A 13,368-nucleotide genomic window follows, 5' to 3' on the forward strand; every position below is an offset into this window, starting at 1 on the left:
GCCCTGATGCTCGACAAAGTCCGCAAGTTGCTGGCCAAGGCCGAAGATCCGGCGTGCACCCGGGAGGAGGCGGAGGCGCTCACCGCCAAGGCGGCTGAGCTGATCGCCAAATACGGCATCGATCAGGCGGTCCTGGCGGCGGCCGAGGCCGCCGGCCGGCCACAGACGGTGGGCAACCGCCAGCTCGAGCTCCAGGCGCCCTATCTGCGGGAAAAGGCGCACCTGCTGCACGTCGTGGCCGGGTCGCTGCGCTGCCGGTCGATCCGGCTGGAGCGGCGCGGCCCCGACGGCCTGAGCATCTCGATGCACCTGTTCGGGTTCGAGGCCGACATCGCCGGGGTCGAGCTGCTGTTCGCCTCCCTGCTGGTGCAGGCGGCCCGCGGGCTGCTCGCCGAGCAGGTGCCGCCGGGGGAGCAGGTCGCGGCGTGGCGCCGGTCGTGGCTGGTCGGGTTCGCCTCGGCGGTGGCGCACCGCTTCGCCGAGGCCGACCGGCGCAGCCGGGAGCACGAGGAGGCGCGGGCGCCGGGGGTGGCGCTCGTCCTCGCCGATCGGCAGCAGGCGGTCGACCGGGCCGTCGAGGAGCAATATCCACTGCTCACCCGAGGCCGGGCGCGGCGGCTCACCGGCGGGGGATTCGCGGCCGGCAAGGAGGCGGGGCGGCGGGCCGACCTGGGCGGTGCGCGGGTGGCCGCGGCCGAGCGGCACGCCGTCAGCGGGGGGCGTTCTCGACCTGCTCCCGGGTGATCGCCTGCGGGTCGGTGTCCGGGTCCTGGCCGAGTTGCTGGTCGACCGGCACCCGGTCTCCGGCACCTGTCGGTGCTGCTCATGCCTGCTCGAATTCCCGTCGCGGTCATCCGGAAAACCCGCCTATGCTTTGTCCAGCAGCGGGGTGGCGAGTGACGACCGCCGATAGCCCCGCCGGTCTGGCCTTCCGTCATCGAGGCCGAGAGGCCGCGGCGGCCTGCCGCGGTGAAGGTGTGGTGGCACCGCGACCGGCCCCATCGCCCACACCTCCGGGGAGCGGATTCCCCAGGAGGTGCACATGCAACGCATACTGTCCGACCAGCTCGCGGCCCATACGGGTGAGACCGTCCGGCTCGCCGGCTGGGTCCATCGCCGGCGGGTCCTGTCCAAGGTCGCGTTCCTCGTGCTGCGCGACCGCCGCGGGCTCGCCCAGGTGGTGTGCCCGTCGGCCGAGCTGCCGCCGGAGGAGACGGTGGTCGAGGTGACCGGGCGGGTCGCCGCCAACGCGGTCGCGCCCGGCGGGGTCGAGCTGGTGTCGCCGTCGATCACGGTGTTGTCGCAGGCCGAGCCCCCGCCGGTGGAGCTGTTCCGGCCCGCGCTGGGCGCCTCGTTGCCCGCGCTGCTCGACCACGCGCCCGTCACGCTGCGGCACCCCTCCCGGCGCGAGGTCTTCGCGGCGTCGTCGGCGGCGGTGCGGGCCTTCCGGTCGACGCTCGACGAGCTCGGGTTCACGGAGGTCTTCACGCCGAAGATCGTCGGCACCGCGACCGAGTCCGGCGCCAACGTGTTCGCCATCGACTACTTCGGCCGGCCCGCGTATCTCGCCCAGTCCCCGCAGTTCTACAAGCAGACGATGGTCGGCGTGTTCGAGCGGGTCTACGAGGTGGGGCCGGTGTTCCGGGCCGAGCCGCACGACACGTCGCGGCACCTGGCGGCGTATACGTCCCTCGACGCCGAGCTCGGGTTCATCGCCGACCATCGCGACGTGATGGAGGTGCTGACGGCGGTGCTCCGGTCGATGGTGCGGGCCACCGGGGCCGAGGGTGTGCGGCTGCCCGGGACGGTGCCGGTGCTGCACTTCGGCGAGGCGCTGGAGATCGCCGGTGCCGCGCCGGACGAGCCGGACCTGGCGCCGGAGCACGAGCGTGCGATCGGGGCGTGGGCACTGCGGGAGCACGGGTCCGACTTCGTCTACGTGGAGGGGTATCCGATGGTGAAGCGGCCCTTCTACACGTATCCGGAGCGGTCGTTCGACCTGATCTTCCGCGGGATGGAGCTGGTCACCGGCGGGCAGCGCCTGCACCGGTACGAGGACTACGTCGCCGCGCTGACCGCCCGCGGCGAGCAGCCGGAGGCGTATGCGTCGTACCTCGCGGCGTTCCGCCACGGGATGCCGCCGCACGGCGGGTTCGCGATCGGGCTGGAGCGGTTCATGGCGCGGTTGACCGGCGCGGCGAACGTCCGCGAGACGACGCTCTTCCCGCGTGACCTGCACCGGCTCGCGCCGTAATTCGATTGCCCGGCATGCAGTGAAGATCTATAATTGGTACATGCGTACTAACGGGGATGGCGTCTGGGATTCACCGCGATGACGGATGGGCGCGCGGCGGCCGGCGGGCCGCTGCGCGTCGCATCGGCTCAGCTCGCACCGCTGTTGGTCGTCAACTGCGGTAGCGAATGACACCTTGACGGCAGCGGTCGTTCCGGAGAGCTGGAACGACCGCTTCCGACTTTCTGTCTACAAAGGATGGTTACGGTACCGGGCCGGGTCGAGGCCGAGCAGCTCGGCGGCCGAGTCCATCTCGGCGTCGAACATCGGGCCCACGTCGCTCAGCGCGAAGCCGAGGTGGCCGTAGACCTCGAGGGCCACGATGCCGTACATGCGTATCCAGCAGGAGAGGTACAAGTGGGCCGCGCCGATCGGCAGGTCGACCGGCCGTGCTCCCTGCGCGCGCAGCTCGTCGACGAATCCGTGCAGTTGCTCGGCCAGTCGCGGGTCGAGGCCGGTTTCGTCCGGCACCGGAAACGGCGAGTGCTGCCACAGTTCGCCGAACATGTCGGCGAACGAGAGCGCGAACCGGAGTCCCGCGCCGTGCACGCCCGATGTGAGGTTCGTCGTGGGCAGTGGGCTCGCGAACATCAGGTTGAACTCGGCCGGATGCGTGACCGACCATGCCCGGAACGTGCGGCACATCGCATACAGGCGGGCACCGGGGTCGTCGGGGCCCGTCTCGTCGCGGGCCCGCTCGATCTCGGTGCGGCACTCGTCGTAGAACCGCTCGCACAGGCTCGCCAGGAGGGATTCGAGACTGGGGAAGTACCTGTAGAGCGCCGCGGGGGTCATGCCCATCTCGCGGGCGATGGCGCGCAGGGTGACGCCGGCGATCGTGTCCTGGACCAGCAGTCGGCGGGCGACCTGGTGGATCTCGTCCAGCGTGGCGGCGCGGACGCGTTGGCGGCGGGTGGGCGGCTGGGTGGTCAACCGAGGGCATCCTTGACGGCAGTGAATGGCGATGACAAAGTAAACAATGTTAACTCAAGTGAGCATCGGATACTTATCTTAAGTGGGGAAGCCCGTGTTCGCGTGGTGGGGGAACGTCGTCGTCCGTGCCCGATGGCTCGTCATCGCGGGCGGCGCGGCGCTTGTGCTCGCGGGAGTTCTCTGGGGCACCGGCGTGTTCGCCAGGATGACCAGCGGGGGCTTCGACGACCCCGGCAGCCCGTCCGCCGCCGCCCGGGCGCGGATCGAGGCCGAGGTCGGCCGCCAGTCGGTCGACGTCCTCGCGCTCTACTCCTCGCCCGACCGCACCGTGGACGACGCCGGGTTCCGGGATGCGGTCGGCCAGGTCCTGAGCCGTCTCAAGGGCCGCTCCGAGGTGGTCAAGGCGTTCTCGTTCTACGACACGCAGAGCCCCGCGTTCGTGTCCGGGGACCGGCGCGCGACGTATGTCGCGGTGCAGCTCACGGGCCAGCAGGACGCCGAGCTGCTCCACGCGATCGAGCCCGACCTCCAGGCGACCGGCCTGACCACGCGGATCGGCGGCCCGACCGCGATCTTCGCCGACGTCAGCGAGCGGGTCGAGCAGGACATCGTGCGGGCCGAGACGCTGTCCATGCCGGTGCTGCTGATCCTGCTGCTGTTCGTGTTCCGCGGTGTCATCGCGGCGCTCTTGCCGCTGCTCGTGGGTGTCATCGCGGTCCTGGGCGCGTTCGTCGCGACCCGGCTGCTCACCTACGCCACCGACGTGTCGGTCTTCGCGATCAACATCATCACGATGATCGGGCTCGGCATGGCCATCGACTACTCGCTGTTCGTGGTCAGCCGGTTCCGTGAGGAGTTGGCCGCGGGCCGGGCGGTGCCCGAGGCGACCCGCCGGACCATGACCACCGCCGGCCGCACGGTCGCCGTGTCCGGCCTGACGGTTGCGCTCGCCCTCGCCAGCCTGCTGGTCTTCCCACAGGTCTTCCTGCGGTCGATGGGCTTCGGCGGCATGGCCGCCGTGCTGGTCGCGATGCTCGCCGCCCTGACCGTCCTGCCGGCGCTGCTGGCCGTGCTCGGGCACCGGGTCAACGCGTGGCGGCTGCCGATGCCGGTGACCGTGCGGAGCCGGTGGGGCGCCATCGCCCGAGCCGTCATGCGGCGCCCGGTCTGGGTCATCGCCGGCACGCTGGTGGTGCTCGGGGTGCTCGCGTCACCGTTCAGCCGGGCGCAGTTCGGTGCGGCGGACGAGCGGGTCCTGCCGGCCGGCACGGAGAGCCGGGTGGTCAACGAGGTGCTCGCCGCCGAATTCCCCGGCGGGGGCACGTCATCGATGCAGGTGCTGGTCAGTGGGGGAGGCCAGGGCGCGGTGGCCGACGTGGCGGCGCGGATCGGGCAGCTCCCGCGGGTCACCGGCACCGAGGTGGCGGCCGCCCAGGGTGACTCCACCCTGCTGACGGTCACGTTCACCGGCAACGGCAGCGACGAGGCGGCGCGTGAGCTCGCCAGGCAGCTACGCGAGTTGCGGCAGCCGGGGAGCGAACTGCTCGTGGACGGTGCGGCGCCGGGGGTGGCGGACATGCTCGACAGCCTCGCCGACGGACTGCCGCGCATGGCGCTGCTCGCCGGGTTGAGCACGATCGTGCTGCTCTTCCTCGCGTTCGGCTCGGTGCTGCTGCCCCTCAAGGCCGTGTTCATGAACCTCGTGTCGATCGGCGCCTCGTTCGGGGCGGTGGTCTGGGTGTTCCAGGACGGGCACCTTTCGGGGCTGCTGAGGTTCACCTCGACCGGCGACCTGGAGGCGAGCCAGCTGATTCTCATGCTGGCGATCCTGTTCGGCCTGTCCACGGACTACGAGGTGTTCCTGCTGTCGCGGGTGCGCGAGGAGTGGGACCGCACGGGCGACAACACGAGCGCCGTGGTCGCCGGGCTGGAGCGGACCGGCGGGATCATCACGTCGGCGGCGCTGCTGCTGGTGATCGTCGTCGGCGGGTTCGCCACGGGCGGCATCTCGTTCATCAAGATGCTCGGCGTCGGCATGGTGGTCGCCATCCTGGTCGACGCCACGATCGTCCGCGCGCTGCTGGTGCCGGCGACGATGCGCCTGCTCGGCCGGGCAAACTGGTGGGCTCCCGGCCCGCTGGCCCGCCTATACCGCCGCTTCGGCATCAAGGAATCCGACCTCACCCCCGATTCCCCGGCCCGGATCACCGCCGGCGTCTAGCCCGGTCGGCCTCGGGGGATCGACCACTCCGCCGGAATGCGGCTGTTCCGGGGCCGGCTCGCGCCGTGTGCTGCGTGTGCCGTTCCGCCGACCGCCGCCCGTCGTTCGCGCTGCGGCCGCCGCGCCTGCGTCCGCCTTGGCCCATCCATACCCGTCTCACCCTGTCCTCACCTCCGTCGGTCGGCCGTCGTCGACTGCCGGTGGGAGTATCCGGTGGTCGTGGGGGAAAGGAGTGGAGGTTCGGCGCCTGCGGCCGAAGGGCTTCGGGGTGCCTGAGACAATAGGGGACGTGATCCCCCGCGACATCGTCCTGCTCGGCTCGACCGGGTCGATCGGTACGCAGGCCATCGACATTGTCCGGCGGAATCCCGACCGTTTCCGGGTGGTCGCGATCGGGGCCGGTGGCGGCAACGTCGCGTTGCTCGCCCGGCAGGCCCTGGAACTCGGGGTCGACGTCGTCGGAGTGGCCCGCGCCAGTGTCGCTCAGGACCTTCAGCTTGCGTTCTACGCCGAGGCCAAGGCCAAGGGGTGGGCCACCGGGGACTTCCGGCTGCCCAAGATCCTCGCCGGGCCCAACGCCATGACCGAGCTCGCCGAGTGGCCGTGTGACACGGTGCTCAACGGGGTGGTCGGGTCGCTCGGGCTGGCGCCGACGCTCGCCGCGCTGCGCGCCGGGCGGATCCTCGCGCTGGCCAACAAGGAATCGCTGGTCGCCGGCGGGCCGCTGGTCCGCGCGGTCGCGAAGCCGGGGCAGATCGTCCCCGTCGACAGTGAACACTCGGCGCTCGCGCAGGGGCTGCGGGGCGGAACGCGCGGGGAGGTGCGGCGGCTGGTGCTGACCGCGTCCGGCGGGGCGTTCCGGGGGCGCACACGCGACGAGCTCAGGAACGTCACGCCGCAGGAAGCGCTCGCACACCCCACCTGGGACATGGGGCCGGTCGTCACGATCAACAGTGCGACCTTGGTCAACAAGGGGCTCGAGGTCATCGAGACGCACGAGCTGTTCGACATTCCGTACCGGGACATCCAGGTCATGGTGCACCCGCAGTCGGTGATCCACTCGCTGGTCGAGTTCGTCGACGGGTCCACGCTCGCGCAGTGCAGCCCACCCGACATGCGGCTGCCGATCGCGCTCGCGTTGGGGTGGCCCGATCGGGTGCCGGACGCGGCGCCCGGCGTCGACTGGACCAAGGCCCACACGTGGGAGCTGCGGCCGTTGGACGAGGAGGCGTTCCCGGCGGTGGCGCTGGCGAAGGCGGCCGGTGCGGCGGGCCGATGCCGCCCGGCGATCTACAACGCGGCCAACGAGGAGTGTGTGGCCGCGTTCACAGACGGTGATCTTCCATTCCTGGGGATCGTGGAGACGCTCGAGCGGGTGCTCACCGAGGCACCGGATTTCGCCGAACCAGGTACCGTCGATGACGTGCTCGCCGCCGAATCCTGGGCGCGGGCCTATGCGCGCGAGATCATCGCGAACCAGAGAGGGGCCTGATGGAGTTCGCGTTGGGGATCGTCCTGTTTGCCGTCGGCATTCTCGTCGCCGTGGCACTTCACGAGGCCGGTCACATGTGGTCGGCGCGTGCGTTCGGGATGAAGGTCACCCGCTTCTTCATCGGCTTCGGTCCGACGATCTTCGCGTTCAACCGCAAAGGCGTCGAATACGGACTCAAGGCCCTGCCGTTCGGTGCCTTCGTGAAGATCACCGGCATGACGCAGCAGGAAGACGACGTCGACCCGGAGACGGGCAAGCCCGCCTCCGAGCATCCGCGGGCGATGTGGCGCTACCCGGTCTGGAAGCGCACGATCGTGATGTCGGCCGGGTCGATCACGCACTTCGCGCTCGCGCTGGTCACGTTGTGGGTCCTGTTCTCGTTCGTCGGCGTGCCCGACATCACCAAGATCAACCAGCTCCCGGTGCGGGTCGGCGCGGTTGCCGAGTGCATCAGCCCGACGTATGCCTACGACTCGAAGACCGGCGCCCAGAAGGCGTGCGACCCCGCGACCGACCCGAAGAGTCCCGCGGCCCAGCTCGGCCTCCAGCCCGGTGACGTCATCCTCGCCGTGGACGGTGCCCAGATCACGGGCAACCAGACCCTGCGTGACGTGCTGAAGACGGCGGTCGGCAAGACGGTCGAGGTGCAGTACAAGCGCGGCGACCAGACGCTCAGCGGGAACGCGACCATCCCGGAGGCGGAGCGGGTCAAGACCGGCGTCCAGAAGCCGGCCGACGAGATCACCGCCGCCGACCTGGAGCGCGGCGGTCTCCTCGGCATCAACGTGGACCTCCGCTACTCCGACCTGCCGACCCACAGCTACGGACCTGTCGACGGCGTCGGCCAGACGTTCATCGTCACCGGCAACCTGGTCGAGCGCACGTTCGCCTCGTTCAAGGACATCCCGGAGAAGATCCCGAACCTGTTCAACGCGATCCTCGGCGAGCAGCGCGACCCGGAGACACCGGTCAGTGTCGTGGGCGCCAGCCGGATCGGCGGCGAGCTGTTCGAACTGGGCGACTGGGCGTCGCTGCTGTCGCTGTTCGCCACCCTCAACCTGTTCTTCGGCATCTTCAACCTGTTCCCGCTGCTGCCGATGGACGGCGGCCACATCGCGATCGCCTGGTTCGAGCGGGTCCGCTCGTGGATCGCGGCGAAGCGTGGCCGTCCTGACCCGGGTCGGGTGGACTACTACAAGCTGGCGCCGATCACACTTGCGGTGATAGGTGTCCTCGGCGTCTTCGTCCTGCTGACGGTGACCGCCGACTTCGTCAATCCGATCACGCTCAAGTAGGGGCGCACTCCATGACCGCTGTCAGCCTCGGCCTGCCCACCGCGCCGCCGCCGCCGTTGGCGCCGCGCCGGAAGTCCCGTCAGATCATGGTCGGCCCCGTGCCGGTCGGAGGCGGCGCGCCGGTCTCGGTGCAGTCGATGACGACCACCCTCACCGCCGACGTCAACGCCACGTTGCAGCAGATCGCCGCGCTCACGGCGTCCGGCTGCCAGATCGTGCGGGTCGCGGTGCCGAGCCAGGACGACGTCGAGGCGCTGCCGGCGATCGCGAAGAAGTCGCAGATCCCGGTGATCGCCGACATCCACTTCCAGCCCAAGTACGTTTTCGCGGCCATCGACGCCGGCTGCGCCGCGGTGCGGGTCAACCCGGGCAACATCCGGCAGTTCGACGACAAGGTCAAGGAGATCGCCTCCGCGGCCTCGGCCGCCGGGGTGCCGATCCGCATCGGCGTCAACGCCGGCTCGCTCGACAAGCGGCTGCTGGAGAAGCACGGCAAGGCGACCGCCGAGGCGCTCGTGGAGTCGGCGCTGTGGGAGTGCTCGCTGTTCGAGGAGCACGGCTTCCGCGACATCAAGATCTCCGTGAAGCACAACGACCCGGTCGTGATGATCCGGGCGTACCGCCAGTTGGCCGAGCGGTGCGACTACCCGTTGCACCTCGGCGTCACCGAGGCGGGCCCGGCGTTCCAGGGCACGATCAAGTCGGCGGTCGCCTTCGGCGCGCTGCTCGCCGAGGGCATCGGTGACACGATCCGGGTGTCGCTGTCCGCCCCACCGGTCGAGGAGATCAAGGTCGGCCAGGCGATCCTCGAGTCCCTCGGGCTGCGGGAGCGGGGCCTGGAGATCGTGTCCTGCCCGTCGTGCGGCCGGGCCCAGGTTGACGTCTACACGCTGGCCGACCAGGTCACCGCGGCGCTCGAGGGCTTCCCGGCGCCGTTGCGGGTCGCGGTCATGGGCTGCGTCGTCAACGGCCCGGGTGAGGCCCGTGAGGCCGATCTCGGTGTCGCCTCAGGCAACGGCAAGGGCCAGATCTTCGTCAAGGGTGAGGTCATCAAGACCGTGCCCGAGTCGCAGATCGTCGAGACGCTCGTCGAGGAGGCGCTGCGCCTCGCCGATGAGATGGGCGTCGACCTTCCGGAAGAGCTCCGCGGCCTCGGCCCGTCGGTGACGGTTCACTGACGCGAGGGTATGTACAGCCACATCCCGGTTGATCTGGCAGGCTGGTACGCATGCTCACGGTGGCAGCGCGGCTCCTCGGTGACGCGGAGCGCGGTTCGGTCGAGCGACTGCTCGACCAGGACCCGTACGGCGGGGCACAGGTGGCCGAGCGCATCTCGATGGCCGGGCTCGCCTGGTGGCGCCAGGACGCCCGGATCTTCGGCTATGGGTCGCGCCGCCACCTGGAGTCGCTCTGCTGGCTCGGCGCCAACCTGATCCCGGTCCACGCCACGCCGGCGGCGGTGGCCGCGTTCGCCGAGATGATCGGCAATGAGCCGCGGGGTTGCTCGTCGATCGTCGGCTCCGCCGACGCCGTCCTCGGACTCTGGGACCGGCTCGCCCCGAGCTGGGGGTCGTCCCGCGACGTGCGGCCCGACCAGCCACTCATGGCGACCTCCAACCCGGCGTCGGTCCCGGCCGACCCGGCGGTGCGGCTGGTCCGGCCCGACGAGGTCGACGTGCTCTTCCCGGCGGCGGTCGCGATGTACACCGAAGAGGTCGGGGTCTCGCCGATCGCCGACGGTGGCGAGCGGTTGTATCGGGAACGGGTCGGCGAGCTGGTGCGCGCCCGCCGGGCGTACGCGCGGATCATCGACGGCCGGGTCGTCTTCAAGGCCGAGCTCGCCGTCGTCACCCGCCACACCGCCCAGATCCAGGGCGTCTGGACCGCACCCGAGTGGCGCGGGCAGGGCATCGCCCGGGGCGGCATCGCCGCGGTCGTCCGAGACGCGTTGCGTCGGGTCGCGCCATCGGTCAGCCTGTATGTCAACGACTACAACACACCTGCCCGTCGGGTGTACGAACGGTGCGGGTTCCAGCAGGTGGGCACATTCGCCACAGTCCTCTTCTAAGGCCGCGATTTCCCGACAAATCGCCCGGCCATGGCGGATGATCACGGGGAACCCCGCTTGAGCCGACGGAGGGGATGCTCCCCATGGGCCAGATAGTCCGGCAGATTTCGCCCAACACGACCCGGTACTACTGGTACCCGGGGGACAAGAAGGAGTGGCTGCGCGCCCTCCTCGCCGTCGGGATGGGCGCCTGCGTGTTCGGCCTGGCCTACCTCCTCACCCGTAGCATGCTCGCCGCGACCGTCCTCGGACCGGCCGCGACGACCGGGGTCCTCGGCTTCAACCTGGGCCGGCGTGACCTGCGGGCCCTCGACGCCGCCGCGCAGGCCAAGGGCCGCCGTGAAGCGGCCGAGGTCTCCGGGCGAGCCGCCTGGCGGGGACTGGTCGGTGGTGGTGTCGCCGCCTTCGCCGGCCTGGTGATCGTGCACCTGCCGGCCCGCGGTGTCGTCGCCGACTGGCTGCTGCCCGTCGTGCCGGCCGTCGTCGCAGCGCTGGCCCGGCAGGCCGGCCTGCTCAGCGGCAGCCTCGCCCGCGAGTCGACGCCGGCGTCGGCCTACGCCACCACGGCCTCGCGCAGGCCGCACAACACCGACGCCGTGGGCGAGCCCGGCGCGGCCGTGTAGAACACCACCCGCTGCCCCTGCTCGTCGGCGTGCAGCACCTGGCACTCGAGCACCAGCTCGCCGAAGTGCGGGTGGTGCAACGTTTTGGTCGTCGTCCGGCGCACGCAGACCCGGTGCTCGTTCCACCGCCGCACGAACTCCGGGCTGTGCTCGGTGAGCCGGGCGATCAGGTCCTGGATGCCCGGATCCGACGGGTAGCGCGCCGAGGCAGCCCGAAGGTCGGCCACGCACTCGTCGGCGAACGTCTGTGATTCCGGCGGCGACGCCGCGTCGAGCGGGAACGGCCCGCAGAACGCGTTCCAGATGAGGTTCCGACCGTGGGCGTCCGGGTCGCCCATGAGCCGGACCGCCATCCGGTTCCAGGCCAGCAGCTCGTACTTCGCGTCGATGACAAACGCCGGGGTGTCGTCGAGCCGCTCCAGCAGGTGCCGGATGCCCGCCGACACCGTCTGGCTCGGTCCGGCCGGCGGGCCGGGCTGCTCGCCGGCGAGCTGGAACAGGTAGGTCCGCTCGTCGTCGAAGAGGCGCAGCGCCCGGCCCAGCGCCGCGAGGACCTGGCGCGACGGCCGGGGCCCGCGGCCCTGCTCCAGCCGGGCGTAGTAGTCGACGGAGATGCCGGCCAGCCGGGCGACCTCCTCGCGGCGCAGGCCGGGCGTCCGGCGCCGCGGCCCGGCGGGCAGCCCGACGTCGGCCGGGCGCACACGCGCCCGGCGGCCCTTCAGGAACTCCGCCAGCTGCCCCCGGTTCATGCCCTTCATGCTGCGGGATCCCGGCGCCGCGAACCAGGGACCGCCGATCCGATGTTCGGCACGTCTCTCCCGCGTTCCGCCGCGACGGCCGACGGTTGACGGCATGACCAACCGGATCGCCCTCGTCACGGGGGCCAACAAGGGCATCGGGTTCGAGATCGCCCGGGCACTCATCGCGGACCACGGCATGACCGTGCTCATCGGCGCTCGCGACCCCATCCGCGGAAAGGAGGCGGCCGCGGAACTCGGCGGCACCGCCGTCCACCTCGACGTGACGGACCCGGCGTCGATCGCCGCGCTGGCCGCCACCGTCGACCGGCTCGACGTGCTCGTCAACAACGCCGGCATCCTGCTCGAGCGCGGGGCGCCGCCGAGCGCCACGCCCGTGGACATGCTGCGGGAGACGTTCGAGGTCAACGTCTTCGGCGTCGTGGCCGTCACCAACGCGCTGCTGCCGGCGCTGCGCCGCGCGGAGGCGGCGCGTATCGTCAACCTCAGCAGCGGGCTCGGCTCGCTCGCCTTCACCACCGACCCGTCGCACGTCTACGCCCAGAACCCGCTCCTGGCGTACAACTCCTCCAAGACGGCGCTCAACGCGGTCACCGTTTCGTATGCGAACGAGCTCCGCGGTACTCCCATCAAGGTGAACGCCGCCGATCCCGGCTACTGCGCGACCGACCTCAACCACCACTCGGGGCCGCGCACGCCGGCGCAGGGTGCGATCGCGGCGGTGCGGCTGGCCACGCTGCCCGCCGACGGCCCGACCGGCGGCTTCTTCGCCGAGGACGGGCCCGTCGCCTGGTGACTCACAGGTAGCCGCGGGCGTGCGCGAGCCACGCGGACGCGGCGGGGCTGGTCGGGCCGGCGAGCCGCCAGGCCAGCCCCAGCCGCCCGCGCAGGGCGGGCCGGGTGATCCGCAGCGGGTGCAGATCGGCGCGCTTGCGGGCGATCGAAGACGGCAGGATCGCGACGCCCAGCCGCAGCGCCGCGAGGTCGCCGAGCACCGACGGCGTGCCGGCCTCGAACGAGACCTTCGGCGCGAACCCGGCCGCCGCACACGCCTCGTCGAGGATCGCGCGGATGCCGCTGCCGCGCGGCAGGCAGACGAGCTTGCGGTCGCGCAGCGCGCCGAGCGGGATCTCCGTGCGGTCGGCCAGCTCGTGGCCGAGCCACACGGCGGCGTCGATCGCCTCGTCGGCCAGAACGTGGGCGGCGAGCCCTTCGGGCAGCGTCCCGTAGGCGATGATGGCCACGTCGTGACGCCCTTCCCGCAGCCCCTCGACGAGGCGGTCGGTGGAGTCCTCGGCGAGCGTGACGTCCACGCCCGGGTGTCGCGTGTGGAAGTCGGCGAGGATCCGTGCCAGGTCGACGTTGTGCGAGGTCACGGTGCCGATCGCGACCCGGCCGCGGGTGAGCCCGGTGAGCTCCCCGACCGCCTGCCGCACCCCGTCGACGGCCTGGAGCGCGGCCCGCGCATAGGGCAGCACGGCCTCCCCGGCGGCGGTCAGCCGAACGGTCTTCCCGGACCGGTCGAACAACGCCTGGCCGAGCTCCCGCTCCAGCCGCCGCACCTGCGCGCTCACTCCCGGCTGCGCGACGTGGAGCCGGCTCGCCGCCCTGGTGAACCCGCCCTCTTCGGCGACGGTCACGAAGTACATCAGTTGATGCAGCTCCATAAGCGACAATTCTAGATC

General features: G+C 71.3%; 12 protein-coding genes. 9 read left to right on the forward strand and 3 right to left on the reverse strand.

What is annotated here, in order from left to right; all coding sequences use genetic code 11:
• Positions 1-6: 6 nt before the first annotated feature.
• Complete coding sequence (locus Dfulv_RS07910) at positions 7-744, forward strand: DUF2786 domain-containing protein (protein ID WP_259861986.1); 738 nt, start codon at positions 7-9, stop codon at positions 742-744.
• 298 nt (positions 745-1,042) lie between these two features.
• A complete protein-coding gene (gene aspS / locus Dfulv_RS07915; RefSeq protein WP_259861987.1) occupies positions 1,043-2,254 on the forward strand; it encodes an aspartate--tRNA(Asn) ligase in 1,212 nt (403 codons plus the stop codon).
• A gap of 228 nt (positions 2,255-2,482) precedes the next feature.
• Here the strand turns inward: aspS and Dfulv_RS07920 are convergent, their stop codons facing one another.
• Entirely contained in the window at positions 2,483-3,226 is a 744-nt protein-coding gene (locus Dfulv_RS07920; RefSeq protein ID WP_259861988.1) for a TetR/AcrR family transcriptional regulator, read from the reverse strand.
• A gap of 82 nt (positions 3,227-3,308) precedes the next feature.
• Between Dfulv_RS07920 and Dfulv_RS07925 the strand changes: the two genes are divergently transcribed.
• From Dfulv_RS07925 to Dfulv_RS07950, 6 genes are all read left to right on the forward strand, one after another.
• Positions 3,309-5,447, forward strand: coding sequence for an MMPL family transporter (locus Dfulv_RS07925; protein ID WP_259861989.1), 2,139 nt, complete (start codon positions 3,309-3,311; stop codon positions 5,445-5,447).
• A 289-nt stretch (positions 5,448-5,736) separates the two neighbouring features.
• A complete protein-coding gene (gene dxr, locus Dfulv_RS07930; protein WP_259861990.1) occupies positions 5,737-6,939 on the forward strand; it encodes a 1-deoxy-D-xylulose-5-phosphate reductoisomerase in 1,203 nt (400 codons plus the stop codon).
• Entirely contained in the window at positions 6,939-8,234 is a 1,296-nt protein-coding gene (locus tag Dfulv_RS07935) for a M50 family metallopeptidase (RefSeq protein WP_259861991.1), read from the forward strand. Before dxr ends, Dfulv_RS07935 begins: the two co-directional genes overlap by 1 nt.
• A gap of 11 nt (positions 8,235-8,245) precedes the next feature.
• Positions 8,246-9,412 (forward strand): flavodoxin-dependent (E)-4-hydroxy-3-methylbut-2-enyl-diphosphate synthase, encoded by a 1,167-nt coding sequence (gene ispG, locus Dfulv_RS07940; protein ID WP_259861992.1) that lies wholly within the window; start codon positions 8,246-8,248, stop codon positions 9,410-9,412.
• A gap of 50 nt (positions 9,413-9,462) precedes the next feature.
• Positions 9,463-10,302 (forward strand): GNAT family N-acetyltransferase, encoded by an 840-nt coding sequence (locus Dfulv_RS07945; protein WP_259861993.1) that lies wholly within the window; start codon positions 9,463-9,465, stop codon positions 10,300-10,302.
• An 83-nt stretch (positions 10,303-10,385) separates the two neighbouring features.
• Positions 10,386-10,925, forward strand: coding sequence for a hypothetical protein (locus Dfulv_RS07950; RefSeq protein ID WP_259861994.1), 540 nt, complete (start codon positions 10,386-10,388; stop codon positions 10,923-10,925).
• Here Dfulv_RS07950 and Dfulv_RS07955 read toward each other — a convergent pair.
• Positions 10,856-11,674: a helix-turn-helix transcriptional regulator gene (locus tag Dfulv_RS07955; protein WP_259861995.1), complete on the reverse strand. Its 819-nt coding sequence runs from the start codon at positions 11,672-11,674 to the stop codon at positions 10,856-10,858. The two genes, Dfulv_RS07950 and Dfulv_RS07955, sit on opposite strands and share 70 nt — an antisense overlap.
• A 103-nt stretch (positions 11,675-11,777) precedes the next feature.
• On the opposite strand from Dfulv_RS07955, the gene Dfulv_RS07960 reads away from it, so the two are divergent.
• The gene (locus tag Dfulv_RS07960) at positions 11,778-12,479 is read left to right on the forward strand and encodes an SDR family oxidoreductase (protein ID WP_259861996.1); all 702 of its coding nucleotides are present in this window, start codon (positions 11,778-11,780) and stop codon (positions 12,477-12,479) included.
• A gap of 1 nt (position 12,480) precedes the next feature.
• Here Dfulv_RS07960 and Dfulv_RS07965 read toward each other — a convergent pair whose 3' ends face one another.
• Positions 12,481-13,350: a LysR family transcriptional regulator gene (locus Dfulv_RS07965; protein ID WP_259861997.1), complete on the reverse strand. Its 870-nt coding sequence runs from the start codon at positions 13,348-13,350 to the stop codon at positions 12,481-12,483.
• Between the last annotated feature and the right edge of the window lie 18 nt (positions 13,351-13,368).

It is taken from the genome of Dactylosporangium fulvum, from assembly GCF_025137375.1.
In the GTDB taxonomy this organism is placed as follows: domain Bacteria; phylum Actinomycetota; class Actinomycetes; order Mycobacteriales; family Micromonosporaceae; genus Dactylosporangium; species Dactylosporangium fulvum.

Coding starts and splice junctions, on each gene's coding strand:
- Dfulv_RS07960 (WP_259861996.1), top strand. CDS start 11,778: ATGACCAACCGGATCGCCCTCGTCACGGGGGCCAACAAGGGCATCGGG.
- Dfulv_RS07910 (WP_259861986.1), top strand. CDS start 7: ATGCTCGACAAAGTCCGCAAGTTGCTGGCCAAGGCCGAAGATCCGGCG.
- Dfulv_RS07965 (WP_259861997.1), bottom strand. CDS start 13,350: ATGGAGCTGCATCAACTGATGTACTTCGTGACCGTCGCCGAAGAGGGC.
- Dfulv_RS07955 (WP_259861995.1), bottom strand. CDS start 11,674: ATGAACCGGGGGCAGCTGGCGGAGTTCCTGAAGGGCCGCCGGGCGCGT.
- aspS (WP_259861987.1), top strand. CDS start 1,043: ATGCAACGCATACTGTCCGACCAGCTCGCGGCCCATACGGGTGAGACC.
- ispG (WP_259861992.1), top strand. CDS start 8,246: ATGACCGCTGTCAGCCTCGGCCTGCCCACCGCGCCGCCGCCGCCGTTG.
- Dfulv_RS07945 (WP_259861993.1), top strand. CDS start 9,463: ATGCTCACGGTGGCAGCGCGGCTCCTCGGTGACGCGGAGCGCGGTTCG.
- Dfulv_RS07935 (WP_259861991.1), top strand. CDS start 6,939: ATGGAGTTCGCGTTGGGGATCGTCCTGTTTGCCGTCGGCATTCTCGTC.
- Dfulv_RS07950 (WP_259861994.1), top strand. CDS start 10,386: ATGGGCCAGATAGTCCGGCAGATTTCGCCCAACACGACCCGGTACTAC.